Origin of the sequence: Streptococcus urinalis 2285-97, from assembly GCF_000188055.2 — a bacterium.
Classification (GTDB): Bacteria; Bacillota; Bacilli; order Lactobacillales; family Streptococcaceae; genus Streptococcus; species Streptococcus urinalis.
Genome location: NZ_AEUZ02000001.1, coordinates 1,503,133 through 1,529,199, shown reverse-complemented (window position 1 = coordinate 1,529,199; position 26,067 = coordinate 1,503,133). Strand labels below are relative to the sequence as shown.

General features: G+C 35.3%; 21 protein-coding genes. 10 read left to right on the top strand and 11 right to left on the bottom strand.

The features are described from left to right. Positions 1 to 291 precede the first annotated feature (291 nt). From yycF to STRUR_RS07735, 7 genes are all read left to right on the top strand, one after another. The gene (yycF, locus tag STRUR_RS07765) at positions 292 to 1,002 is read left to right on the top strand and encodes a response regulator YycF (RefSeq protein ID WP_006740362.1); all 711 of its coding nucleotides are present in this window, start codon (positions 292 to 294) and stop codon (positions 1,000 to 1,002) included. Then, a complete protein-coding gene (vicK, locus tag STRUR_RS07760) occupies positions 995 to 2,344 on the top strand; it encodes a cell wall metabolism sensor histidine kinase VicK (RefSeq protein ID WP_006738842.1) in 1,350 nt (449 codons plus the stop codon). Before yycF ends, vicK begins: the two co-directional genes overlap by 8 nt. 3 nt (positions 2,345 to 2,347) lie before the next feature. Then, positions 2,348 to 3,157, top strand: coding sequence for an exodeoxyribonuclease WalJ (walJ, locus tag STRUR_RS07755; protein WP_006739451.1), 810 nt, complete (start codon positions 2,348 to 2,350; stop codon positions 3,155 to 3,157). Positions 3,158 to 3,275: 118 nt separating this feature from the next. Next, entirely contained in the window at positions 3,276 to 3,962 is a 687-nt protein-coding gene (rnc, locus tag STRUR_RS07750) for a ribonuclease III (protein ID WP_006738912.1), read from the top strand. A 7-nt stretch (positions 3,963 to 3,969) separates the two neighbouring features. Beyond that, positions 3,970 to 7,527: a chromosome segregation protein SMC gene (smc, locus tag STRUR_RS07745; RefSeq protein ID WP_006738577.1), complete on the top strand. Its 3,558-nt coding sequence runs from the start codon at positions 3,970 to 3,972 to the stop codon at positions 7,525 to 7,527. A gap of 899 nt (positions 7,528 to 8,426) precedes the next feature. Then, complete coding sequence (locus STRUR_RS07740) at positions 8,427 to 8,945, top strand: ClbS/DfsB family four-helix bundle protein (protein ID WP_003047214.1); 519 nt, start codon at positions 8,427 to 8,429, stop codon at positions 8,943 to 8,945. Between the two features lie 256 nt (positions 8,946 to 9,201). Continuing rightward, positions 9,202 to 10,503 (top strand): hypothetical protein, encoded by a 1,302-nt coding sequence (locus STRUR_RS07735; protein WP_003047216.1) that lies wholly within the window; start codon positions 9,202 to 9,204, stop codon positions 10,501 to 10,503. 567 nt (positions 10,504 to 11,070) lie between these two features. Here STRUR_RS07735 and STRUR_RS07730 read toward each other — a convergent pair. Further along, positions 11,071 to 11,694 (bottom strand): YczE/YyaS/YitT family protein, encoded by a 624-nt coding sequence (locus tag STRUR_RS07730; protein WP_001872998.1) that lies wholly within the window; start codon positions 11,692 to 11,694, stop codon positions 11,071 to 11,073. A gap of 317 nt (positions 11,695 to 12,011) precedes the next feature. After that, positions 12,012 to 13,256: a YSIRK-targeted surface antigen transcriptional regulator gene (locus STRUR_RS07725; RefSeq protein ID WP_025195529.1), complete on the bottom strand. Its 1,245-nt coding sequence runs from the start codon at positions 13,254 to 13,256 to the stop codon at positions 12,012 to 12,014. 241 nt (positions 13,257 to 13,497) lie between these two features. Here STRUR_RS07725 and STRUR_RS07720 point away from each other — a divergent pair, with 241 nt between their 5' ends. Beyond that, positions 13,498 to 16,122: a GA-like domain-containing protein gene (locus STRUR_RS07720; protein WP_006740417.1), complete on the top strand. Its 2,625-nt coding sequence runs from the start codon at positions 13,498 to 13,500 to the stop codon at positions 16,120 to 16,122. 280 nt (positions 16,123 to 16,402) lie between these two features. On the opposite strand, the gene tnpC is transcribed toward STRUR_RS07720, so the two are convergent. The 7 genes from tnpC to STRUR_RS07685 form a co-directional block, all read right to left on the bottom strand. Further along, positions 16,403 to 17,674 (bottom strand): IS66 family transposase, encoded by a 1,272-nt coding sequence (gene tnpC, locus STRUR_RS07715; RefSeq protein WP_071659975.1) that lies wholly within the window; start codon positions 17,672 to 17,674, stop codon positions 16,403 to 16,405. Beyond that, positions 17,646 to 17,831: an IS66 family transposase gene (locus tag STRUR_RS07710; RefSeq protein WP_000391861.1), complete on the bottom strand. Its 186-nt coding sequence runs from the start codon at positions 17,829 to 17,831 to the stop codon at positions 17,646 to 17,648. The genes tnpC and STRUR_RS07710 overlap by 29 nt, the downstream gene beginning before the upstream one ends. 53 nt (positions 17,832 to 17,884) lie before the next feature. Next, on the bottom strand, positions 17,885 to 18,235 hold the full coding sequence (gene tnpB, locus STRUR_RS07705; RefSeq protein ID WP_000154547.1) for an IS66 family insertion sequence element accessory protein TnpB: 351 nt from the start codon (positions 18,233 to 18,235) through the stop codon (positions 17,885 to 17,887). A gap of 258 nt (positions 18,236 to 18,493) precedes the next feature. Next, on the bottom strand, positions 18,494 to 18,703 hold the full coding sequence (locus STRUR_RS07700; RefSeq protein WP_000673009.1) for a helix-turn-helix domain-containing protein: 210 nt from the start codon (positions 18,701 to 18,703) through the stop codon (positions 18,494 to 18,496). After that, positions 18,693 to 20,351, bottom strand: a complete 1,659-nt coding sequence (locus STRUR_RS11630; RefSeq protein WP_000904398.1) for a DUF2326 domain-containing protein — start codon at positions 20,349 to 20,351, stop codon at positions 18,693 to 18,695. Before STRUR_RS11630 ends, STRUR_RS07700 begins: the two co-directional genes overlap by 11 nt. Further along, positions 20,342 to 20,566, bottom strand: coding sequence for an ABC-three component system middle component 7 (locus STRUR_RS07690; RefSeq protein WP_001176802.1), 225 nt, complete (start codon positions 20,564 to 20,566; stop codon positions 20,342 to 20,344). The genes STRUR_RS11630 and STRUR_RS07690 overlap by 10 nt, the downstream gene beginning before the upstream one ends. Beyond that, the gene (locus STRUR_RS07685; protein ID WP_003047226.1) at positions 20,566 to 21,690 is read right to left on the bottom strand and encodes an ABC-three component system protein; all 1,125 of its coding nucleotides are present in this window, start codon (positions 21,688 to 21,690) and stop codon (positions 20,566 to 20,568) included. Before STRUR_RS07685 ends, STRUR_RS07690 begins: the two co-directional genes overlap by 1 nt. Positions 21,691 to 22,122: 432 nt before the next feature. Here STRUR_RS07685 and STRUR_RS07680 point away from each other — a divergent pair, with 432 nt between their 5' ends. Both STRUR_RS07680 and STRUR_RS07675 read left to right on the top strand, forming a co-directional pair. After that, a complete protein-coding gene (locus STRUR_RS07680; RefSeq protein ID WP_000182251.1) occupies positions 22,123 to 22,719 on the top strand; it encodes a hypothetical protein in 597 nt (198 codons plus the stop codon). A 161-nt stretch (positions 22,720 to 22,880) separates the two neighbouring features. Then, entirely contained in the window at positions 22,881 to 23,423 is a 543-nt protein-coding gene (locus tag STRUR_RS07675; protein WP_003047227.1) for a hypothetical protein, read from the top strand. 58 nt (positions 23,424 to 23,481) lie between these two features. On the opposite strand, the gene STRUR_RS07670 is transcribed toward STRUR_RS07675, so the two are convergent. Both STRUR_RS07670 and STRUR_RS07665 read right to left on the bottom strand, forming a co-directional pair. Continuing rightward, positions 23,482 to 25,452 carry a DNA polymerase gene (locus STRUR_RS07670; RefSeq protein ID WP_003047228.1) on the bottom strand — a complete coding sequence of 657 codons (1,971 nt, stop codon included), beginning with the start codon at positions 25,450 to 25,452 and terminating at the stop codon, positions 23,482 to 23,484. A 50-nt stretch (positions 25,453 to 25,502) separates the two neighbouring features. Next, positions 25,503 to 26,066 (bottom strand): DUF2815 family protein, encoded by a 564-nt coding sequence (locus tag STRUR_RS07665; protein ID WP_003047229.1) that lies wholly within the window; start codon positions 26,064 to 26,066, stop codon positions 25,503 to 25,505. Between the last annotated feature and the right edge of the window lies 1 nt (position 26,067).

Sequence of the window (26,067 nt, the reverse complement as noted above, 5' to 3'; positions counted from 1 at the left end):
GAATATAAAATACTTGTCACATTATCTAACATGGCAAAATTTTATCACAAAAAAAAAATTAATGTCAATATTTTCAGATAATTTTTAAGTCTTTTAAAAATTCTATTAATAAAGTGTTTTAAAAGAAGTCAAGGTCACTAGTCATACATGTTTCTTATTTCTCTTTATATTAATAATTTGGTATAATAACTAAGTATAGGTCCTTTTTGATTTTAATTTGAGAAAAATTCTCATCAAAAATCATTAAAGACAAAACAAAAATAAGATAGTTTTATCTTAAGAGGTATTAAAATGAAAAAAATTCTGATTGTTGATGATGAAAAGCCAATCTCAGATATCATTAAGTTTAATTTAGCTAAAGAAGGGTATGATACTGTCACGGCATTTGATGGTCGCGAAGCTATTGCTAAATTTGAAGAAGAAAATCCAGATTTGATTATTTTGGATTTGATGTTACCAGAATTAGATGGACTAGAAGTAGCAAAAGAAGTTCGTAAGAGCAGTCATATTCCTATTATTATGCTTTCTGCAAAGGATAGTGAATTTGATAAGGTGATTGGACTTGAAATTGGTGCAGATGATTATGTGACTAAACCCTTTTCAAATAGAGAATTGTTAGCGCGTGTTAAAGCACATATTAGACGTAATGATTCGATTACTTCTTCATCAAATAATGATGGAAAAGCATCAACTAACTCTGAACTTAATATTGGAGAACTACAAATTTTACCCGAGGCTTTTGTCGCCAAAAAACGTCAAAAAGAAATTGAATTAACTCACCGTGAATTTGAGTTACTTCATCATTTGGCAAACCATCTAGGTCAAGTTATGACGAGAGAACATTTATTAGAGACTGTTTGGGGTTATGATTATTTTGGTGATGTCAGAACGGTTGATGTTACCGTTCGTCGTCTCCGTGAGAAAATTGAAGACACACCAAGCCGTCCTGAATACATTTTGACAAGACGTGGTGTTGGGTATTACATGAAATCAAATGAATGACAATATTATAGGGAATTTATCGCTCTTTGAATTAGCGATTCTATTACTTCTAGTTTTTGTTGCTTTTTACTTTATTTATCTAGCTTTTCGTGATTATCGTAACGTTAAAATGATTCGTACCATGAGTCATAAAATCAGAGAACTGATAAAGGGTCAGTATACAGAAGATATTACTCTGAAAGGTGATGCTGAATTAGTAGAGCTATCTGAGCAGCTCAATGATTTATCAGAAGTTTTTCGCCTAACTCATGAAAATCTAGAACAAGAGAAAAATCGATTAGCTTCTATCTTAGCTTATATGACAGATGGTGTGCTTGCGACGGATCGCTCGGGTAAAATTACTATGATTAATGATACTGCCCAAAAGCAGCTTAATCTTAGTAAAGAAGAGGCTCTGAAGCTAAACTTGGTTGACTTACTTGATAGTGAAAATAATTATACCTATAGAGAACTTGTTTCTAAGCGGCCTGAGTTAGCGATTAATAAACGAAATGAACTTGGGGAATTTATTACACTTCGAATTCGTTTTGCTTTAAATAGACGCGAAAGTGGTTTTATTTCTGGTTTAGTTGCAGTATTGCATGATACAACTGAGCAAGAAAAGGAAGAAAGGGAGCGTCGTCTCTTTGTCTCTAATGTCAGTCATGAATTAAGGACTCCTTTGACATCTGTTAAATCTTATTTAGAAGCCTTAGATGAAGGAGCCATTAAGGAAGATGTTGCGCCAAGTTTTATCAAAGTTTCTTTGGACGAAACAAACAGGATGATGAGAATGATTTCTGATTTGTTAAACCTCTCTCGTATTGATAATCAAGTCACGCGCTTAGAAGTCGAGATGACTAACTTTACAGCATTTATTACTTCTATCTTAAACCGATTTGATCGTATTAGAAATCAGCACACGATAAATGATAAACATTATGATATTATCAGGAATTACCCTTTAACTTCGATTTGGGTAGAAATTGATAATGATAAAATGACTCAAGTTATTGATAATATTGTTAATAATGCAATTAAGTATTCTCCAGATGGTGGTAAAATTACCGTCTCTATAAAGACAACTGATACTCAATTAATTGTTTCTATTTCAGATCAAGGATTGGGTATTCCAAAAAAAGATTTACCTTTAATCTTTGATCGTTTTTATCGTGTTGATAAAGCTAGAAGTCGTGCTCAAGGAGGTACTGGCTTAGGTCTTGCAATTGCAAAAGAAATTGTTAAGCAACATAATGGCTATATTTGGGCAAAGAGTGAATATGGAAAAGGCTCTACCTTTACAATTGTCTTACCATATGATAAAACAAGTATTGATGAGGAATGGGAGGATGACATAGAATAAAACATGTCAACAAATGGATTTAAATACAGTATATTAGCATCAGGATCCACTGGAAATAGCTTTTATCTGGAGACGCCTAAAAAGCGTCTTTTAATTGATGCTGGTTTAACTGGAAAAAAAGTAACCAGTTTATTAGCAGAAATTGATCGCAAACCTGAAGACCTTGATGCTATTTTAATTACACACGAACATTCAGACCATATCAAAGGTGTAGGTGTTTTAGCTAGAAAATATCATCTTGATATCTATGCCAATGAAAAGACTTGGCAAGTGATCGATGACTGTAATATGATTGGAAAGATTGATAGTAGTCAAAAGCATGTCTTTCAAAGAGGAAAAATGATAACTTTTGGAGATATTGATATTGAAAGCTTTGGTGTTAGCCATGATGCCATAGATCCTCAATTTTATCGCTTTATGAAAGATAATAAAAGTTTTGTGATGCTAACAGATACTGGATATGTCAGTGATCGTATGTCTGGTATTATTCAAAATGCAGATGGTTATCTCATTGAGTCAAATCATGATGTTGAAATTTTAAGGGCAGGTAGCTATCCATGGAATTTGAAACAACGCATATTATCAGATCGTGGACATCTTTCAAATGAAGATGGTGCAGATACAATGATTCGTACTTTGGGTAATAAAACCAAAAAAATTTACCTAGGGCATTTAAGTAAAGAAAATAATATTAAAGAATTAGCGCATATGACTATGGAAAATCAATTAATGCAAGCAGATTTAGGTGTGGGTCATGATTTTCAAGTTTGTGACACGTCGCCAGATACTGCTTGTCCACTAACAGATATTTAAAGTAGAAAGTGTTTTCACTTTTTGCTTTTTTTATGTTTTTATTATGGTTAGACACTATATTATTGGCAATAATTTGTTATAATAAAGAGGTCACTTTGACAAATAGAAAGGAAGAAAAATGAAAGATTTAGAATTGCAATTAAAAACACATTTTAATATTACCTTCGAGAATCAAGAATTATTAGAAACTGCATTTACACATACTTCATATGCAAATGAGCACCGCCTCCTAAACATTTCACATAATGAACGTTTGGAATTTTTAGGAGACGCTGTTCTACAATTAATTATTTCAGAATATCTGTTTAGTCGTTATCCAGAAAAAGCTGAAGGCGATATGTCAAAACTTCGCTCAATGATTGTAAGAGAAGAAAGTTTGGCAGGATTTTCAAAATTTTGTCACTTTGATCGTTATATTAAGCTTGGAAAAGGGGAAGAAAAGTCAGGTGGGCGTGATCGTGCCACAATTTTGGGAGATTTATTTGAGGCCTTTTTAGGTGCCTTGTTATTAGATAAAGGTGTTGAAACAGTCCGCCAATTTCTCAATAAAGTTATGATTCCACAAGTTGAAAAAGGAACTTTTGAAAAGGTAAAAGATTATAAAACATGTCTTCAAGAACACTTACAGGCTCATGGTGACATTTTAATTGATTACCAAGTTATTGATGAAAATGGTCCAGCTCATGCTAAAGAGTTTAATGTCGCTATTTTTGTTAATGATAAGCAGATTAGTCAAGGAAAGGGCAGATCAAAGAAATTAGCAGAACAAGATGCTGCCAAAAATGCCTTAAATAATCTCTTGTGAGGGGAACATGTTTTTAAAAGAAATTGAAATGCAAGGCTTTAAATCTTTTGCTGATAAGACAAAAATTGTCTTTGACAAAGGAGTGACTGCTGTTGTTGGACCAAATGGTTCTGGAAAAAGTAATATCACTGAAAGTTTACGTTGGGCTCTAGGAGAGTCAAGTGCTAAAAGTTTACGTGGTGGTAAAATGCCAGATGTCATTTTTGCAGGAACACAAAATCGAAATCCTCTCAATTTTGCACAGGTTAGTGTTGTTCTGGATAATAGTGATCATTTTATCAAAAATGCAAGTGATACCATCAGAGTGGAACGTCATATTTATCGTAATGGAGATAGTGACTATATTATAAATGGCAAAAAAGTAAGACTTAGAGATATTCACGACCTTTTTATGGACACTGGTCTTGGAAAAGATTCTTTTTCAATTATTTCTCAAGGTCGAGTAGAAGCTATATTTAATAGTAAAGCGGAAGAACGACGTAGTATTTTTGAAGAAGCTGCGGGTGTCTTAAAATACAAAACCCGAAAAAAAGAAACACAAACTCGTTTGAACCAAACTCAAGATAATCTTGATCGCTTAGAGGATATTATTTATGAATTAGATTCTCAAGTAAAACCTCTAGAAAAACAAGCTAATATCGCTCAGCAATTTTTAGAATTAGAAGCGAGACGTAAACAGTTACAATTAGATTTATTAGTTGAAGATATTGCAACGGCACATGTAAATCATCAAACTCTTGATGAAAAAAAAGAAAAAGTAACAAGCGAACTTAAAGATTATTACAAACGTCGTCAGCAATTGGAAGAGCAAAACCAATCGCAAAAGACAAAACGCCATCAATTATCACAAACCATCAGTCAAGAACAAGCCTCTTTATTAGAAATTACCAAATTAATCTCAGACACTCAACGCCAAATTGAAATTATGACATTAGAATCTAGCCAAAAAGAAACAAAAAGGCAAGAAATGTCACAATCTCTAAGTGAACTTGAACAATCAAAATTAAAGACACAAGCTGAGTCTGAAGAGATTGTTGAGCGTATAGGAACAGTTCAATCAAAATTGGAAAAAATCAGTCAGTCAATTGCAAGAATTGAGTCTGAATTGAAAAAATATACCACAGATCCAGATCAGCTGATTGAACAATTACGTGAAGAGTTTGTTACTTTAATGCACAAAGAAGCTCAACTTTCTAATCAGCTTACAAGTGTGAAAAGTGATATTGAACAAGAGTCTCAAAAATCAGAAAATCAGACAAATGAGTTGGAGAAAACAAAAGCAAACTTAACTAATTTGGAAAAAGATTTTCAAATGGCAAAGATGGCGTTGGAAACATCTCAAAAAAGTGTCGCTTCATTACTAAGAGTCTATCAGGAAAAAAATCAAGACATTGTGTCAAAAGAAACAGCTTATCAGCAAATGCAGGATAACCTTTTTGCTATTTTAGATGATATTAAGTCAAAAGAAGCTCGAAAATCAAGTCTTGAACAGATTTTAAAAAATAATAGTCAGTTTTATGTAGGGGTAAAATCAGTTCTACAAGCTGCTCAACAACTTCAGGGTATTATCGGAGCAGTTAGTGAAAATCTAACGTTTGACACCAAATACCGAACGGCATTAGAAATTGCTTTAGGAGCAAGTAGTCAAAATATTATTGTCAAAGATGAAGCAGCAGCAAAACGTTCAATAGCATTTTTAAAGAAAAATAGACATGGTAGAGCGACCTTTTTACCACTAACAACTATAAAACCAAGACAAATTCATCAAAATCTTTTAAAAACCTTAGAAACGAGTCCAGGATTTTTAGGTGTTGCTAGTAAACTAGTTGACTACGATGAAAACTTAACGAATATTTTTGAAAATTTACTAGGTGCAACGGCTGTTTTTGAGCATATTGATCAAGCAAATCAAGCAGCCAAGTTAACTCGTTTTCAAGTAAGGATTATTACTTTAGATGGTACAGAAATAAGACCTGGAGGCTCTTTTTCTGGAGGTTCCAATCGTCAAAATAATACAACTTTTATTAAACCTGAACTTGATCAACTACAATCTCAAATTGAAGCGCAAAAACTTAATTTAAAAGAGATTGAAGAAAAAGTTGCAAAAGCTAAAAAAGAATTATCTCTTGAAAAAGAAGAATTAGAAAAACTAAAACAAAATGGAGAAGAAGCAAGATTGGTTGAACAAAAAAACCAATTAGCTTATCAACAATTACAAGAAAAATTAAATGATGTCAATGAACTCTATGATTACTTGAATCAAGCACATGAAAGTTCAACTATTATTGATTTAGAAAAACAAAAAGCATCACTAGAAAATGATATTCTTTTAATTAATCAAGAAAAAGAAAAATTAGACAAAGACATCAATGAACTAAAAGAAAATAAATCTAATATCAATCAAAAATTACATAAGCTACGTCAGCAATTATCTGAAACTAAACTTGAAGAACGTGATTATCTTAGTCAAGTAAAATATGATAAAACTCATTTAGAAAGAGTTAAACAACAACTTCAAGATATTGATACCAATATCGAAAAATATCAATTATTATTATCACAAGATGATTTAGAAGCTGATCAGTATGATTTGCCACAATTGGAAAATCAATTTGAACAAGCCAAGACACATCAAAGTCACCTTCAAGAAATGCTTGTAAAATACCAATTTGAATTAGAAGATATCGAAGCACAATCAGAAGATATTGAAAGTCAAATTCAAAATGAGAGTCAGACAAATGAATCCTTAATTAGGACACAAGCACAAACAGAGTCTGAAATAGAGCAAGTAGAAACACAATTGCGTCAATATGCAAGATTGTTAAATGAAGATTATCAAATGACTTATCAAGAAGCTAAGAATGAAGCACAGTCTATTGAAAATACAGATCAAGCCAGACTTGATCTTAATCATCTTGTGAGACAAATAAAAGCGCTAGGTCCTGTAAATTTAGAAGCCATTAATCAGTATAAGGAAGTTAATGATCGTCTTATTTTCTTACATGATCAAAAAGCTGATTTAGACTCAGCCAAATCCTTGTTATTGAATACTATTAATGATATGGACGATGAAGTTAAAACAAGATTCAAGACGACATTTGAAGCAATAAGACAATCGTTTAAAGAGACTTTTGTGCAAATGTTTGGTGGTGGTTCAGCTGACTTACTATTAACGGAAGGTGATTTATTGACTGCAGGAGTGGAAATTTCTGTACAACCACCCGGTAAAAAAATCCAGTCTCTCAATTTAATGAGTGGTGGTGAAAAAGCCCTTTCTGCTCTGGCTTTATTATTTGCTATTATTCGCGTTAAGACAATTCCTTTTGTTATCTTAGACGAAGTAGAAGCCGCTCTAGATGAAGCAAATGTTAAACGCTTTGGTGATTATTTGAATCGTTTTGACAAAAATAGTCAGTTTATTGTTGTCACTCATCGTAAAGGGACTATGGCTGCAGCTGATAGTATTTATGGTGTTACGATGCAAGAGTCAGGTGTTTCTAAATTAGTATCTGTCAAGTTAAAGGATCAAGCAAACCCAGATTTAGATTTTGTTAGACTCACTTAATAAAAGACTTTCACCATAATGAAAGTCTTTTTGTTTAAAAAGAAAATTAGCTATTTTTCCCTAAAAATAGTGATTTTTGGTACAATAATAGTAATGTAAAAAGGAGAATTTATGGTAAAACTAGTTGCAACAGAAATAAGAAGAAGTTAATTGATACAATTTAACGTAATAAAATCCTTGAAATCAGCAAATTTCAAGGATTTTTTGGTGATCTTATGGATAGCATTGAGGAAATAAAACTTTTTAGAGGAGTTGAGTTTGGCTCTCAGCATTGTAATCGTTAAATAGTGTCAAATCGTTAAATAATGTGATATTACCAAATACGCATCATGTGGAGGTAGTCGGACTGCTGGTGAGAGAGGGATAAAGCCCACCGTTTCAGGGTTTAGAAAAGCCTTGATTTCAAGCCTTTTTTGAATTTTTTGGTGAAGTATCAATCAAACAATCTGAAGTGAGGTAGTTGGATTGATAGCGGTAAAGTATAAAATTTATTCCCACATACGCAGAGGGGGTGCAAAATGTTCTGACAGGTAGGGTGTCTGTGGGAATAGTTTTGCCCCCACTTTTTTGATTTTCTGATATCACCAAGATGGTCGATAGAAGTGTGAGTTCTATATGTTGATACTACATATTTTAAAGTTAGTATTTTTAAATCAGTAAAATAATATCCTTATTTTAACATTTAGAGAAAAGTAGTATAATAATAGAAAAGAAGAGAGTTCGTGGTTGTTAATAGATATAATCTTGTTTACAATCAGAATATTTCTGAGAATAGTCACTGCCTTTTAAAAGCTTCATTCGTAAAAGGTATAGAAATATAATATTTTTTGAAGAGGTAAAGGAGAAAATAAGATCTGTTTAATTTAGGGTACTGATAAATCAGAATGGAGGTGATTTTTTTGCGAACATACGAAAATAAAGAAGAGCTGAAAAAAGAAATAAGTAAAGCATTTGAGAAATATATTTCAGAATTTAATAATATTCCGGAAACCTTAAAAGATAAAAGAGTTGATGAAGTTGATAGAACTCCAGCTGAGAATCTTGCTTATCAGGTTGGATGGACAACTTTGATTCTTAAATGGGAAGAGGATGAAAGAAATGGACTTCAAGTTAATACGCCATCAGATAACTTTAAATGGAATCAACTAGGCGACTTGTATCAATGGTTCACAGATACTTACGCTCAATTATCTCTACAAGAGCTAAAAGCCAAACTAAATAAAAACATTAATTCTATTTATGCCATGATTGATGCACTAAGTCAGGAAGAATTATTTAAACCACATATGAGAGAATGGGCTGATCAGGCGACTAAAACAGCGACTTGGGAAGTATATAAGTTTATTCATGTTAATACAGTTGCACCTTTTGGAACTTTCAGAACAAAAATCAGAAAATGGAAGAAGGTAGTATTATAATTGTAGCTTGTAAAATAAAAATTTCATAAAATTGTTTACTAGAGGCGATAAAGAAAAACTATCGTCTTTTTTTATAAATCCTACTTACTTCATTGAACTATCCTTTATTTAATACTATATAGTGCTATCATGTTACTTCATTCAATATTTTAAAAATAATATGTTTTTGACTACATAATATTGAAATAATATTTTTTATTTTACTTTTCTTAAGCTAAGCGCTATATTATTACCATAAATAGTTGGAGGTATTACAATGGTAAATCAAGTTAATAATTTAACTGAATTCATCGAAGCAATAAAAATTGAAAACAATGATATTTATGTCGCTTCATCTATCCTTATTCCTTATTCTGTGACACTTTCAGCGGGAGTAAGTATTCATGGTTCTAGAGATAAAGGAACCATGTTAAGTTTTCCAAATAGTGATGGGATTGCTTTAACAAAAAATAATAAGCTTTCAGACTTAATTATTCAAAGCATCTCTAACCAAAGAGCGATTTACATTTCATCAAGTGACGAAGATTTATCTACAATGACTTTAGAGAAGCTCACAGTAACTGGTCAGGTTCAACTATTAACACGCGCACCAAATAAAACTATGGAACTGATTATTGATGACTTAGACATCCCATTTAGCGACTCCAGAAATCGTTCCGAAAAGCCACTAAAATATGGAGTCGTCGTCCAACAAGGGGCTTTAACTATCTTTAATTATAATCAAGACAGTGCATCAACCATATCAGCCGATATTAAAAACGTTTCAATTGGTCGTAAGAATGCCCCTGTATTAGGATCAGGTGTTTTTATTGCAGGTTTTAATGAAACAGGTGGTTCTGTAGAAGTTAAGGAATTAGTAACTAAAGATATTTATTCAAATGGTATGATTCCTTTTGGTCAGCCTAATATGATTACAGGAGGAATATTCATTTTAACCGGCGCTCATGCTCAATCAATTCACTCTCAAGGAACAGTTACCACCTACGGTGTAAACGATATGGTCTTAGATGTATGGGGTGAAGTGGATAGCTGGATTACAGAAAAACCTATTGAAAGCTTTGGAACTTCTGGCATTGGATTTGTCAATTTTGGGACAGTGCATCGTTTTCAAGCCAATGATGCAGTTGTGACTTACGGCTCAGGAGCACGGGGGTTTAATCAATATGATGGTACAATAGATTTTGCCTCATTTAAGTCAATTACTACTTACGGAGATGGTTCAATTGGAATGCAGTTTTCAAAACCAGTGGGAGAGATTATTATTGAAGATTCTATTACTACATCTGGTGATGTTGGAGATTCCTTAGTAAAAGGTGAAATTCAATCCCTTAAGGCAATTGCTTTATCCCTACAACCTGGCGGTGAGATAGAAAATCTTAGTGTTGGTAAAAACATTGCAACTAAAGGTAAACATGTCCACACCATTGAAATTAAGCAAGATGCTTTTCTTCATGATTTTTCAATAGGCGGAGAGATCAAACAAGAGGGAAATGACAATCCAAAGGTTATCATAGAAGAAACACTTTCTGCAGATATAAAAGCTTTACTAGATAAATAACTAGTTCTTAAAAAATATTCCCCCAACTAAATAATGACTTGCATCTCAAAAGTTAGACAGAAAATCTAACTTTTGGGATTGGACCTGGTTAAATAATGTGGACACAAAATTAAGTGGAAACGAGGAAAATAATCAAGTCAAGAAAACATTTGATAAGGCGTTTAAATTAGCTGTTGTTAAAGTTTTCTTGAGGCGGAGTAGTCTGTAAAAATCGTTGGAGAAGCTTTAGGAATTCATCCAAATGGTTTCGTTGGTTTCAAGAATATGAAATAGATGAAGAAAGAGCGTTCCCAAGACATGGGAGCGCTCTTTGTCATGGTCATGCTCAATTTGAGAAAAAACTTGGAAAATAAGATATTACAAGAGGAATAGAGTCTGAAAGAAATAGTCTTTAATTAGCTTAACTTTTTGTCTATTATTGCTTGATATGTCCAAAGTTCTTTCACTAATTATTGTCCAACTTTTTGGAATCAGTAGAATAATTAGTAAAGTAGCATTTTGTTGATTATTTTTTTAACCCAAACATCATACTAGAAAGGTTTAAATCTATGAATTGTTAGTAGCATACTACTTTAATTTGTCAAGGCTATATGTAATCATTGACACACAAGGAGCTGTGAATACTGTTGCAAGAAGTGTCCCTTCGCGTATTCCCAAAAAGGGTCTCGATAATAGAAACGAAAGGATTAAAGCCGTGAACACCATGGATAAATCTGACCACAGTTTGACTTTTGCGAAAGGTAAGTGAAAATGCTTTGCTATTGTTTGAGGTAATCCTTCTCCAGGCATTAAAATAAAATCTGCTTTAACTTCAATAACTACACCCAGCGCTAAAATAACTATACTAATCAATAGTAAGCTAATCTTTAAAAAATAATTGTCAAATGGAGGAAGTATTTTCAAAAGGTTAACATAACAATTGATAAAATATCCAAATATAGCGCCAGGGAACATTTGAATACAAATATTGAAAAGCTTAACTTTATTTATTTGATGACCAACAATTATTATTTGTAGAATAATCAAAAAAAGCATAAACAACAGCATGTATAACCCTATCGATTGTTTCCATACTTCTGATAGAACATTGGGAATAGAGGCAATAGGAGAAGTTCCCAATTGTGAGACTTTGGATAAGGCAACAGCTAAAGCCATAATATTGATACCAATCATAAATCGTAAAAATTTCAACTTAATCATCCTTTCCCATATGAGAAACATTCATTTATCAAATCTAATGACGATTGAGAGGTAATTGAAAGCAAACAACAACTTAATTATATACCTTTAATAAGTTTACGTAAACCATAATACAGAAATTAGTTTAAACCAACTATGTAGCATATCGAATTAGTTGAAATGAATATTTTATAACATTAGGTATATCATTGAATGGGATAATAGTAAGTTTCCATTTATTTTGCCATTGTCAATTGTAGTGGGTGATACCATTGGCAGTAGTTATAGAGTTTTTTTATATAGAAAAAGATCCAGAGAGGAGCCTGTCATCAGTGGCTCTCCTCTGGATCTTTTTGAGTCTGTCCTTTACTGGTCTGCTGACTCGCCAAATTATTTTGCTGCGCATACTTTAATGGACTGATCCCAACCACTCTTTTGAAGGTACGTGAAAAATTAGCTGATGTTGAGAATTGGAGTAATTCCGCAATGTGAGCCAATGTTTTTCCTTCCTCTAATAACTGTTTAGCCACTTCAATTTTTAAATGAAGAAAATATTGTAGAATGGTCATGTGCTTTTCTTGTTTAAATAACTTTCGTAATTTAGATTCACTCATGTGAAACTGTCTGGCTATTTCCGCAGTCTTAATAGCTCGATTGAGGTTATTTTCAAGATATTGAATAACCCCAATAACTGTTTGAGAATATTGTGATACTAGTTTTTGTTTAATCCCCGACACTTGTTGAGTGTAAAATAGAATAGCTGTATCGCGTAACTTCAAAACAGCGTGTAATGATTGAGCTTGTTCTGTTTCTGTAACAAAGCGATCTCGCGATTGATAGGCTGTCTCAATATCAAGGCCAGAGTGAACAGCTCCTTGAGCTAAACGATCATAAATCATAATAGAGTAATTCTTTTCGGACCGTAATTCATCGCCACTTAACGTAGCAGAAACGGCATTGCTTAATTGACTTACAGTTTCTCTTAAAAGCTCTTCCTTCCCAGATTTAACAGCTTGTAAAATCCTAGTTTCATACTGGTATTGATAAGTATAGGTATTACTATTTTCGACAGACAACTGTTTGATTTTATTTAAATCAAAAGCATTGCTCCACCCTTTTGTATAGTGATGTAAAGGGGCTGACAACAAATCTTCAATTTTCCCAGTTAAACAATAGTTAACTAAAATAAGTAGCTCTCTAATTTGACTGAGGGGGAAGAAAGGAAGTTGAACCAACTTCTCAAAGAAATAATTTTGTTCATCGTTCTCAATATGAGCTTCGTTCATTTTCCTTTTAAAGAGTAAAGGATCAATGGCATTACTCCTCCAAGGACCAATAATGACGTAGTGATTGTCTGTGCGAAGAGCAAGGAACAATTCTCCCATAAACCCATAGTGAAATAAGAAATTCTCTTTGGTTTTACTAAACTCATTTAAGATAAGATGATGGTCATAATAAAGAGAAACGGTTTTATCTGATTTATACTCTGTTAGAACTGTAAAGGATCTGTCACAAACGGTAATAGATAATTTTAAAGTGCTATGTAATGATTTTAACAGTAAAGAGTTTATGATGAGCACCTCCTCTTTTTGATTTATAGTAATAATTCTAAAAAAGATTCTAAGAAAGTCAATAGATATCACCTCTAAAAGTTAAAAATACCAAAAATGATCAAAAAAATTAAATACGCTTTATTAGAAAAAAAAAAAAAAACACATGAGAAAATATAAATAAATAGAGATATTCTAATCAAACTCCTAAACAGGTAGACTTAATTTTGTATAAAAATATACAAAATAAAAAAGGAGACTACGTATGTTTAGTAAGGCAAGAGGGACACAATACGATGCTTCACAGACGAAACAACGCTTTTCGATTAAGAAGTTTAAGTTTGGTGCTGCTTCTGTATTAGTCGGGTTATTATTTTTAGGAATGAATAGTCATTCTGTTTTGGCGGATGAGTCAAGTGCTATGAGTGCAGAGGTAACACAAGCGGCTGAAGTAACCTCAGTGGACAATACAATTAATTCAGATACTGTAGTTTCAGCAGGTCATACAGAAAATATAAATCCTGATGATGTGGTTAAAATTTCGGAATCTGGTATCAGTGAAGACTCTAATATCTCATCAGAAGATACAGATAAAGTTAATGATTTGGGAGAAACTGTAAGTGAAAAAGATATTACTGTACCTCCTGTAAATACAATGCGTTCTATAGATGATGCTGATGAAAGTTTGGAGAAAGCTAGTGTTGATAATAATAGGGGAAGCGAAGTATCTGGTGAACATCAAAATAAGGAAGAACAGGATACGGTATATACCCTTCAGGATACTCCAAACAAGCAGGAGTACTCAGATAAATATCAGTTACCTTCAAGAGATAGTGTAGATAAACCAAAAGTAAGGTCACGTCGTTCATTAAATTTATCTGATAGAGAATCTAGTAGTCAAGAGTTTCCATTGGGATCTGCTGAGTATGTGGATAAAGCTCATCTAATTGTCACTAAAAATAATATGGTTGACCACTTTGAAGTTAGAGGAACAGCACATGGTGATGACCAAAATCCTGTTGTACTAACTGAAGATGTTTCAGGTCAAGCTGGAAGTTTACTTTTGAATAAAAGAATTGATATGAATGAATCTTTTAGACTAGAAGGTAGATTAAGTTTAGGTGATAAATATGAAGGATACAACGTTGGTGGAAGAAGCGGTGGAGATGGAGTTTCTTTTGCTTTTACTTCAACTGCACCAGGGACAATTGGACTATCAGGAGCGAGTATTGGATTAGGTGGCCTTCCAAATTCTTTTGGGTTTAAGTTCGACACATGGCATAATACCTCAAACCCTAATGTAAATCAGAAAGCAGGAGCGGATCCTAAGTTTAGTGGATATCAAAATGGGGCTTTTGGTGCCTTTTATGGCACAGATGCTAGTGGAAAAGCAATTACATTGTTGCAAGATGCTCGAAGATTAGAGTCACAACCGCATAATAACGAATTTAAAAATGTGATTGTTGATTATAATGGACAATCAAAGGCTATGACAGTGACATATGATGGACAAATATTCACAAAAAATATTCAAACCTATTTAGATAAAAGTAGACTAACTACTAACCAGGCTAAGGGAAGAGAAGAGTTGGGCTTTGCGATTTTTGCTTCTACTGGGTCAGGAACAAATTTACAACAATTTGATTTAACTAGGTTTGAGTATTCTTCAGGTGGTAGCTATATAAAATTATTGTATGTTGATGATTCAACTGGAAATGTTATTAAAGAAAAGCTATACTCAGGTCTGACTTATCAATCTCTAGATTTGTCGGATAAATTGATGTTACCTAATTATACATTTAAGAGGACTAATGCTCCTACTGCAGTAGGATATCAGGACAGTAACACAATTAATTTCAATTCAGGTATTCAAACTATTACCTATACTTATAAAAAGGTTGAGAAAGAAGAATTACAACGACTTTTAGATAATGATTCTAATTTGAAGTTAACTGATATATATGTTAATGCAGATAAAACAAAACAAACGGCTTACGATGATTCTATCAAAAAAGGTCAAGTAGTAGTAAACGATAGTTTTACAAGCCAAGATAAAGTAGATGATGCAGTTAAGATTATAACTGATAGTATAGTTGCTCTAAGAGTTTCCGCAGCTGAAGCAGCCGTGAAAGCAGCCGAAGATGCCGCCCAAGCAGGCAAAGATAAGAAAGCTGAAGTTGAAGCAGATGGTGTTGTTAATCCAGATGAGAAATCAGCCGTAGATGGCTTGAACGATGTCACAACTGAGAAGAAAGGTACAGCAACTCCGTTAGTCGATAGCTTACCAGAAGGCCCAGTCAAAGAAGCGTTGAAAGCACGTCTTGATCAAGTAACGACATCAGAAGTAACCGTCAACGATGCGGATAGCAACGGCAAACCAGATTCCCAAGATGCCGCAGAAGCCGCAGCTGAAGCAGCCGTGAAAGCAGCCGAAGATGCCGCCCAAGCAGGCAAAGATAAGAAAGCTGAAGTTGAAGCAGATGGTGTTGTTAATCCAGATGAGAAATCAGCCGTAGATGGCTTGAACGATGTCACAACTGAGAAGAAAGGTACAGCAACTCCGTTAGTCGATAGCTTACCAGAAGGCCCAGTCAAAGAAGCGTTGAAAGCACGTCTTGATCAAGTAACGACATCAGAAGTAACCGTCAACGATGCGGATAGCAACGGCAAACCAGATTCCCAAGATGCCGCAGAAGCCGCAGCTGAAGCAGCCGTGAAAGCAGCCGAAGATGCCGCCCAAGCAGGCAAAGATAAGAAAGCTGAAGTTGAAGCAGATGGTGTTGTTGAACTTCCTTCTACTGGCGAGATCAATACTCATCTATCGTTGTTTGGAATAATTGTTTTGTTAATAAGCACTCTTATGTATGGTTCTAAGAAAAAAGAGGATTAAATCTTTTGACCTATGACCTGAAATGTCATTAAACTTTTCTCCGTTTTACGGTGTGAATGATCTATGTTTAATTATCTCTCTCCAACCTAAATAGAGTATTCAATATGTTCAAGCATCATGCTTGGAAAGTCTATCTAGATGTATAATCTAGATAGACTTTTGATTTTGTAAGAGCATTTCGTTTTTGGAGTTCTTGAATTTGTTTAGCAGTCATAACGTAAGCGCCCAATAACAAGGTATATTAAAATCTTCCAAAGTTCACTGACTCTGGAAGATTTTGTTATCTACAATTTTGTTGTACCTTCTCTGCCCATGGCAAATAAGCCTCTAGAACTTCCTTTTTGGCGAATATCTCCTCATTCGGAAGATTCTCTAGTAGGTAACCTATATATTTTTCGCTATCCAAGTGATGTCGTTTAGCTGTTGCCAATAGAGACATAATGATAGCACTTGATTTAGCACCCTCAAAGCTTTGTGAAAAGAGCCAATTTTTACGTCTCATAACCAAAGACTTGATCGCACGTTCCGCCATATTATTGGATAAGACGAGACTACCATCTTTAAGTACAGTTCTAAACGTTTCTTCATACTTAAGGCTATAGTCAATGGCACGTCCCAACTTAGAGCCTGGAAGAACAGCCTGCCTGCGACACCAGTCAAAGAACTCTGCCATCAAAGGTTCTAACTCATCTTGGCGTTTCATCAGGCGATCTTGTAAAGATAAATCAGCCCATGACTCCTCTAAGGCAAACATCTTATCACAATAGCACAGCCCTTTGAACACCAGAGAACTCTTATCTGCCTTGGCAGTCTCCAATTGACGATAAGCCCCATGCATATCGCAATGAACATAACCAGCGTAATCACCTAGAAATTCTTGGGCAACTAGCCCACTACGACGCTTATCGTGATGATAAAGAGTGATTACTTCTTTCTCATCCTTACCAGATAAGAAGGTCCAATAGTAAGTTAGCTGGCTATCGCTTTCTAAAACGCGATAGCTGGTTTCATCCGCATGAAGGACGGGCTGTTCTAGTAATTTCTGGTGTAAAAGCTCATAAAGTGGTTCAAAATAATACTGACTTGCCTTAATATGCCAGTTAGCGATTTCTTTGCGTGTTATAGGCAAACCAAGTTTAGTCCAATCTTCTTCCTGACGATAATTCGGTACTTTAAGATGAAACTTCTGATGAATCGTATGAGCAATGATTGAAGCAGACCCTAGACTATGTGCTAGTGGTGCTTTAGGTACGGGAGCTTTGATAATTTTATCACTGAGAGTCTTCTCACTACAAGCCAGACATTTGTAGGCATGCTGGATATGGTCAACTCTCTTCAGCTGTGCTGGAATAAAGACCAGTTCTTGACGCTGAACGGTTGCACCAATTTCTTTGAGAGCCCCATGACAATCTGGACAAGCACATTCTGTTAGGTGATAATGTCTTTCTTCGGCTTTAAATTGGTTCAGAATGGTTTGACGTTTTCCTTTAGCCTTCTTACGCTGATAGGTAATGGTTTCAAGTTCACCTGGGTAAGTCCGCTTTTTCTTCAGTTAATTGTTCTTCTTCAAAAAGACTGAGTTGCCCATTAATTTGAATCGTTTTCTCAGATGATTTGCCATAAATTTTTTGTGTCAGATAAACGACTTGTTCACGAAGGAGAGCAATCTCATTAGACTGCTGTTTAATGATTTTAAGTAATTCTTCCATAAATGATCTCCTCCTAATGTTTTCTATATTATACCTAAAGAAAAGCCATGATTTCAATAGAAATCACGACTTTTTGTACAGTTTATGTTAGGAGTGATGAAAAATCCTTTCATTAGCCAGTTTAATTGTTCAGAAGTCAGAGCCTTAACGTCATACTCATTGTTTGGCCAAGTGAGTTTTCCTTTTTCAAAACGCTTGTAGAGGAGCCAGAATCCTTGACCATCCCAATAAAGAGCTTTAAAGCGATCCTTCCGCCCCCCACAAAAGAGGAATACCTGACCTGAGAAGGGATCTAGGTCAAATTGACTTTTAACAAGATAAGCGAGCGAATCAATGCCCTGTCTCATATCTGTTTTTCCACAAACCAGATAGACCTGGCCTAAATCACTTAAGTTAATGGTCATAGGACAATACCTTATCCAAGATAGCGATAGCTTGTTCAGATGAGATAGGGGAGTAAAAAGAGAGATCAAGCTCTCTCACTTTACAACGAAAGATAAGAGCATTCTTCGCTTTTTCTCAAATTTTCGAGAAATGGGTAGTTGTTCCAAAGGAACAATAGGTTGTTTGGTCATTCAGATATCCCCCAGTATTCTTATTTTCTACAGTATAGCAGAATTACTGGAAGAGAGGATAGGTACCTTGTTATTGGGCGCTTACAATTAATCATCATTATCTATAATTTCTACTATATCTTCAATCTTACAATCAAGTGTAATACAAATTTTCAATAAAATATCAGTAGTGATATTTTCCCCTTTTCCTAATTTTGCGATCGTGGAAGAACTAATCCCAGCTTCTTGTCTAAGCTTTGTTTTTGTCCAATCTTTATCAATGAGAAGTTTCCATAATTTATTGTAGCTAAACTTCATCTGAGTTTTCTCCTTTATTCCATGAAATACCGTAGAGTTCATTTCCGTTACTAGAGAGTCGCAATACAGTATTTTCTAATAAGAGTTGATTAGCTTCTGGAGAGTATGAGCTTGCTTTATCGAAAGCTAAAAACACCTGCTTATTTAGTGATTTTGATTGGTCATATAGCTTCAACAGAGCTTCGGTTGCTTGGTAGCTAATATTACTCAAGAGTAATGAGTCGTGTGCCAGTGCTGGCAGGTTAGTGAGATAGAGCATGGTTAGGTCAAATAAAATCATCCCTTTGAACTTAGTTCCTGTACCATCATCATCTGGGGTGTAGAAGGAGTAGCTGTTATGAGCTTTGAGATTGATTTGAGGGGCTTTGCGAATATCTGGATACAGAATATTATTGAACTCTCGCATTTTAGCATTGATTTTTCCTTCTAACTCTATTAGTATATCTTCGGTGCTACGCTTCAAGTCAGAGTCTGCTTCTGACTTTTCTTTTGATAAAGCAGACTCTTTCAGATAGGCTTCGTTTTGCTCTTTGAGTGCATTGATCGTTGCTGTTAGTTTAGAGTAGTTTTCTAAGAACTCAGTTGAAAGATTTGGGATGCTTCCTAGTTCTTGAAGTTCTTGGTTTAGAGTTACTAATTGACTCTCTAATTCGTCAATCTCACCTACTAGGGATTCACGTTCGGTTGAGAATTCGGAATCTAAAATAGTTGCCAATTTTTTGTGGTAGGTCTCAACTTCATATAATTTCTTGAGATTAGTATCAGGGAAGTATTGCTGAAGCTCTGTTAAGTCAGATTCAGTAGGATATAAACCAAATTCGATACTGATATCTAATAGCTTAAGACGTCTTTGTTTATCACGGAGAATACTTTCTAGCTCCAACTTAGTATTTCTAAGCTGGAGTTTTTGCTGATGTTTCTCAATGTCATCCGAACAAATGTTGTCTTGATAAGTATCTTGAAGGTGTGATAAGCCATATTCCAATCTTTTAATTTCTGAGACGTTGAGCTCGAATTGCTTTTTACCACCAACTAAGTTGGAGATAAATTCATATTTTCGAGCATTGCGAAACGTTGTTAACTGGTCACTCTTATCCTTAAGTCTTTCTTTGTATCGTGCAATGTTATCATACAAATTAAATAGTTGGATAAGGGTTGTAATGGATTCGGAAGATTTTTGGCTTGCATAAACTTGTAACGGGAAATCGGTATTTTGATTATTTTTCCCTGCAATTCTAAAGAAACCACTCATAGCTAATCGGAATGATAAATCGGAGGATTCCAAATGATATCGTTTCTTAAGTTTGTTAAGAAACGTTCCAAGGTCCATTATTTCACCAGTTGGAGAGTAGTTCTTGTCACACACTATAATGATATCAGGATTGGCTGTATCTCTTGAAAAATAAAACTTTTTCTCAAATTGAAAGCAGAAGTAGATAGGATGATCACCTAATTTCTTAACCGCAATTGATTTTAGATAGCTATTACCTCCGAATATGAAGTCAATTGCTAATAAAGAAGAGGATTTGCCGATAGAATTATTAGCTAAGTCCATACCCATGATAACGTTTAATCCAGGGTGAAATTGAATCGGTTCCCGAGTTTGTCCATCCTTTTTAAAGACTGGCGACCACATTTCTATAAGCATAATGTTACCTCTCCTTCATTGGTCATTTCAATGGCGTTTAATGTATATAAGCAATCCATGATGGATAAGAAATCTGTCGGATCCTCCAACTCTTCTGAGATAGTATGAAAGATATCTTTCACATTTGAGTTCCCCATTTTAATTTCATGTAGCACTCTAGGTAAATAGGCTAGGGTGCTTTTTTGATAGGAATAAAGTTTATTTGGTAATTGCATTATTCAAGTACCTCGCATTTTTGGATAAAGTAAGAGACAATCATCTGGCAGAAGTAGATGTCCTGTAGTGTAGCTTTATGGAGTTTTTCCGAAATAGTATTGAAAATCTCAAGATTACCATGCTTGGCAGCCTTTAACTTTTTGTACATCGATCGCATTTGATATTGGATATCCTCGTAATCGATTCTTCCTTGTTTATCTAAATTTATAATGATTTTTTGAATGGTTAAGTAGTTATCAATAACTTGGTTCTTAACCAATTGATAAAGCGTACGATTGTTCTCAGGTGATATCTTATCAGTCAATTGCTTCGGGTCATAGGAGATATCATATTCATCAAATTTTAGTTTATTGAGACTAGTCAAAACTGAGACAATTCCACTATCTAACTTCATATCAGAAATCGATTGTTGGCTGTTATGTGCAGAGACTAGAATCTTTTTAACATTTTTTAGAGCTGTTACAATTTTTTTGCGACTTTCTGCTTGATAGGTTAAAAAACAATCTGGGCAGAGGGCTATCAGATTCAGTGGTTCAGCGTCCTTATCTTTTTCAATGGTTGAAACCTCATAGTTTTCCGATGCTAAACCACCTCTTGTTAAAATGAGTGGTCTATCACAGCCTGGGAATGCACAACAGTTATTTGCTTCCGTCAGTAAGAATTGTCCATATTGTTTTTTGAGTTGATTCGACTGGTTAATAAATGTAGCTTTTTGAGCTGTGGTTGATATTCCCATCCCAGCTTTCTCTCTAATGAAGTCAACGAAAATTTCTGGAATTCTTTGCGAGGCATTTTCAGCAGTAATATCAGGATAATAAGTATTAAATTCATTAGCTAGTAACTGAATAGTTTCATCTGGCCTACTTTCAATAGACTCCGTCATATTAGCTGAATTGACCCGGTAGAGCAATTGATTTGCCATCTTCTTGGTGAAGCCTCTTTTGGGCTTTGTATAAGAGATAAGCGTACTATCTGCTTTGTCAGATGTAATACCAGAAGCACTAATGATATCTTCGGCGTCATCATCAGTAATCATTTCAATGAGTTCTCGAAAAAACTCTGGGATAGTCGCGCCATCTCCAAGATATTTTTTCAGTATTCTAAAATAAGTGGGAAAATCCAAGTGATTATCTCCTTTTCATTTTTGTACCAAGCTGTACCGTATTGTACTAATCTGTCCCCGAATTCAAAATCTCATTTAATACAATAGAGTCGAACAAAGTAATCGTTAATGATTAAGTTTATTATATCATGACAGGATTGCGATGTTCAAAAATATATTTGCGAACGCATAAAAAGTTTTGCGAATGTAAAATTCTTCAATTGCCGAATAGCGCTAGTAGGTAATTTGAGATGGTTGGTGCCTAATGATGATACTTTGTAAATTAGTAAATCTAATTTACCGTGACTTTAAGAGTACAAATTAGGTGTGCAGTTCAGCTTGTAAAGTCAGTTGACCATGAATTAGCAGAGGAATTGCTGATGTGGTCAGAAAATTTTGTTAAGAGTTCTTTGTATTGTCACGTTTCTCTGCTTACGACAGAAAGTGGAAAACATGACAAACAAGGACAATATTTATAACGAATGTCAAAAGCAGGAATGCTCGCTAGAAGTGGGACTTTTAGAGGGGCAGGTGCTAGCTCCTATGTTGGTTGAGAACCAACAAGTTATTGAGGATATGCGTCTCAAAAGAGATACCCTTCGGTCTTGGAGACCAGCTAAACGGTTAAATGTTTATGTATTGGTTGCTTTTATCCCAGTATATTCTGAAGAATATAATCAAACAGAGCGTATCTACAAAGATGCTGTTGAGAACTTTTTGAATGAGTTTCGTACACGTAAGTCCAAAAATATTGAAGAGATTATTTCATACGAAGAATGGATTGATACGAATGAATCTACTCTTCACAGCTCTACTGAAGAACTAGAAGAATTCATGTTCGCAGAAATGCTGCAAGATTTACTTGAGAAAGTAAAACAGGCCGATAAGGATTTGTATGATATCACTTTGGGCTTACTCGCCAAAGAGTTTGATGAGAGCATTGAGGATGTGTTTATTAAGATTGGGGTCAAACGTTCTACAGGATTTTATCGCTTGCCAAAAGCTCGTGCTCTGGTGGCGGCCTTATTGAAGGAATTAAATCCGAAATAGTGTTTATATTTGACACTAGCGATGTTTTTGGTATAATTTAAGTAGAAGTAGTCGGAGAGTAATACCGACTCTAAAAAGAAAATACTCTAAAGTTGATGTAGTCGTAAGGGTCGCGACTCTAAAAAGAAAGGCCCTTTTTTCGTATGATAGAGATTTAGTTTATGTCAAAAATCAATAAGAATAGTCTGTATTTTCATCTATTAACTCAAGACTATTTCGATACTTACCAATATTTAGATGAGTTTCAAGAAGATAATGCGCGTGGCCATGGTGTTATGGTTCTTGATATCAATAATCAACTGATTGCAATTCCGCTTCGCTCCGGTATTCCTGAGCATCTTAGGAATGCAAGTCATTTATTTCCTTACACAACCTATAGACGTCACGATGGAAGAATGTGTCTGAAGACTTTAGATTTCAGTAAGTTGACGATTATTGAGGAAAAATATATTGACAATTCAAGAATATATCACTTTAAAAATCCAAATGAGAAGATTTTTTATCTAAGAAATTCAAATCGTATTTTCTCACGAGTTAAGAATTACGTAAATAAGTATATTGAGATTTGTTCAAAGATTGAAAAGGGAGAAACTGTCACTTTTAGAACATTGACCCCATACCGATTTAGCACTCTACGCAACTTTCATGATGAATTGGGAATAGCAATTTCCAAGGAAGATTTCATCAATCAATTAAGGAAATAGTTTTTATCACATATAAAACGGTTCACTACCTGAATTAGTAGTGAACCGTTTTTTGTGTCTAGTCTTTCTGATAGAATGAGCATTCATACCCATCAGCTCTGAGGTTAATATCAGACATCCAGTTAGGTGCTATACCCATTAGACTTGCTATATCTTCAAGGCTTTGGTCTTTCTCACACTCAATGATGACTTCATCATGAACATGACCAACAATCTTGAACTCACTAAGTTGTCTCATCGAGTAGGCAAGAATATCACGGCTGATGGCCTGGACGATATTTTCGACAAACTTTGGACCATAACTTTCAAGTCGTTCCCAGCGTTTAGCAGTTCCTGTACCTTCGTAGGTGACAGATTCTCCACTAAATTGGTTCTCGCTTATTTTAGGTTTAACGTAGGATAGTTTGCGTCCAGATGGGAGAGTTATGAATAACATCCCTTTGGTAACTTCGAATTGAATACCATGCGTCTCGGTTTGGACTTGCTCTTTGACTGCAGTTTTCACAGCCCTATCCACGTCCCACCAAAAGAGAACTATGTTGGGGTTAGCCTGTCGCCATGAATCTACAAGTGGTTGCAGCTCCTGTTCCTCAAGTCCCATATCAATAGCTCCCATTGCTTTAAGAGCACCAACTGCTCCGCCATATCCACAAGCCAACTCCGCAATTTTCCCTTTTTGACGAAGGTCTGCGTTTTGCCCATGTTTCTCGACTGGAACTCCAAACATCTGTGAAGCAGATATGCAGTAGATGTCTTTCCCTTGCTCAAAGACCTTGCTCCGCCATGCCTCTCCTGCAAGATGAGACAAAACACGCGCCTCAATAGCAGAGAAGTCACACACAATGAACTTCTTACCCTTACTTGGAACAAAAGCAGTTCGAATAAGTTGTGATAGGGTATCCTGCGTGTCGTAAAGTAGATCAGTAGCTCCTAAGTCCCCAGTTTTGAAAAGTTTTCTAGCTTCCTCAAGGTCAGGAAGATGGTTCTGAGGTAGGTTCTGGAGTTGCACTAAGCGTCCAGCCCAACGACCTGTTCGATTGGCTCCATAGAACTGGAACATGCCTCTAGCCCTGCCATCCTTACAGACGCAGTTCATCATAGCTTGGTATTTAGAGACGCTGGATTTAGCTGCCTGTTGTCTTAACTTAAGGACTTTGGCTGTCTTTTCATCGACGGTTTTGAGAAGTTCTTTAACAGCTTTTTTATCCAGTGAATCGGTGGTCACTCCGTGTTCTCGTAACCAAGCAATCATCTGAAGAACGGAGTTGGGATTTTCAAGTCCAGTAAGCTCTTTTAGTTCTTCTTGGATTTTAGTCTTACTTTCCCCGTCAATGGCAATAGCTGCTTTGACAAAGTCCACATCAATACCAATTCCACGGTCATTGATGCTCTGGTCTTGATGGTATTCGTCCCAAACAAAGTCAGGAACAGGGTGGTTACGGAGTTTGTCTTTGATGGCCAATTCCACCTCAACATCACGCTGGTTGTAATCGATAAAAGCAGACCATTTATCAGGTGAGTGACTGGGAAAGTTTCGTGTTCGTCCACCATTGACCTTGGTCGGTTTACAGGGGAGACAGAAGTAGCGGATTAAGTCTCCACCTTCTTTAAGTTTCTGTTCTTTTAGCTTGAGGACAGTTCCGACTCCTTCAAGTGAGAGTGGTAGGCCAAGATATGCTGACCAAACCATACTGCATCGCCATGAGTTTGGAGATAGGAACTCCTCAGTCAAGAAATCAGGGTGATGTTTTTTCATCCAGTTAGACAGACAAATACGCTCAAAGGAAGCATTAAAAGCCCACTTAATAATAGTGTCATCAACGAGAGCCTGAATAATCTCTTTGGGAAGTTCTTCCATGGTTAAGTCATAAACCCTCACTGGTCCATTGTCGATTGATACGGCAAGAAGAAGGATTTCAAAGGAAGGATCTTCTGCATAGCGGTAGACACCAGATTTTCGTAAATCAACTTCTGAATATGTTTCGATATCAATACTCAATTCTTTCATTTTCCATTCTTGTCCTTTCATAAAAGGTGGCAGGAGTGCTGCCACCAGAAGTATTATCTGATACGATCATCCTAGTTCAAGAAATCATCGTCATCATCGGTCGCAAAGTCGTCTTCTGCACGAGTACGTCCACCAAGTGGTTCTCCGTCACGGAGTTTTTGCAGGTTGTTAAGTCCACAAGCAATTCCCTTGTTACCGTTAGAGTTAAAGGCATAGAAGGAGATAGACGCACGACCATAGATGCCTGAGTAAAGCTCAGAAGTATCGATAATCTCTTGGCGATTACCGTCAACGATCCCAGGCTTATGTGGCGAGTTGGCATTGACGAAGTAAGCATTGCGATAAGCCTCGTCATCAGGGCGTTCTAAGTCTCCGTCACGAAGCGGTGTTTTAAGGATAGAAAGTGCTGGGACAGATTTTCCATTACCTTTGAGCTTAGATTCGCCTTCCTTGTAGGCAAGTTCAATTGCTGCTTTGATTTTATCGATGGTCTCAATATCATCCTTTGGAATGATGAGGGAGACACTGTACTTTGGTGTACTTCCATTGATGGATTTTGGTTCATTGGCATTCAAGTAGCTGAAGCGTGTGTTTTTACCAGTGATCACTTTTGTTGTTTTTGCTTTCATTGTCATA

Coding starts and splice junctions, on each gene's coding strand:
- STRUR_RS07690 (WP_001176802.1), bottom strand. CDS start 20,566: ATGCAATTACCAAATAAACTTTATTCCTATCAAAAAAGCACCCTAGCC.
- rnc (WP_006738912.1), top strand. CDS start 3,276: ATGAAAGATTTAGAATTGCAATTAAAAACACATTTTAATATTACCTTC.
- STRUR_RS07675 (WP_003047227.1), top strand. CDS start 22,881: ATGTCAAAAATCAATAAGAATAGTCTGTATTTTCATCTATTAACTCAA.
- tnpB (WP_000154547.1), bottom strand. CDS start 18,235: ATGACCATTAACTTAAGTGATTTAGGCCAGGTCTATCTGGTTTGTGGA.
- STRUR_RS07665 (WP_003047229.1), bottom strand. CDS start 26,066: ATGACAATGAAAGCAAAAACAACAAAAGTGATCACTGGTAAAAACACA.
- STRUR_RS07700 (WP_000673009.1), bottom strand. CDS start 18,703: ATGAAGTTTAGCTACAATAAATTATGGAAACTTCTCATTGATAAAGAT.
- vicK (WP_006738842.1), top strand. CDS start 995: ATGAATGACAATATTATAGGGAATTTATCGCTCTTTGAATTAGCGATT.
- STRUR_RS07735 (WP_003047216.1), top strand. CDS start 9,202: ATGGTAAATCAAGTTAATAATTTAACTGAATTCATCGAAGCAATAAAA.
- walJ (WP_006739451.1), top strand. CDS start 2,348: ATGTCAACAAATGGATTTAAATACAGTATATTAGCATCAGGATCCACT.
- STRUR_RS07680 (WP_000182251.1), top strand. CDS start 22,123: ATGACAAACAAGGACAATATTTATAACGAATGTCAAAAGCAGGAATGC.
- STRUR_RS07710 (WP_000391861.1), bottom strand. CDS start 17,831: ATGGAAGAATTACTTAAAATCATTAAACAGCAGTCTAATGAGATTGCT.
- STRUR_RS07670 (WP_003047228.1), bottom strand. CDS start 25,452: ATGAAAGGACAAGAATGGAAAATGAAAGAATTGAGTATTGATATCGAA.
- STRUR_RS11630 (WP_000904398.1), bottom strand. CDS start 20,351: ATGCTTATAGAAATGTGGTCGCCAGTCTTTAAAAAGGATGGACAAACT.
- yycF (WP_006740362.1), top strand. CDS start 292: ATGAAAAAAATTCTGATTGTTGATGATGAAAAGCCAATCTCAGATATC.
- smc (WP_006738577.1), top strand. CDS start 3,970: ATGTTTTTAAAAGAAATTGAAATGCAAGGCTTTAAATCTTTTGCTGAT.
- STRUR_RS07720 (WP_006740417.1), top strand. CDS start 13,498: ATGTTTAGTAAGGCAAGAGGGACACAATACGATGCTTCACAGACGAAA.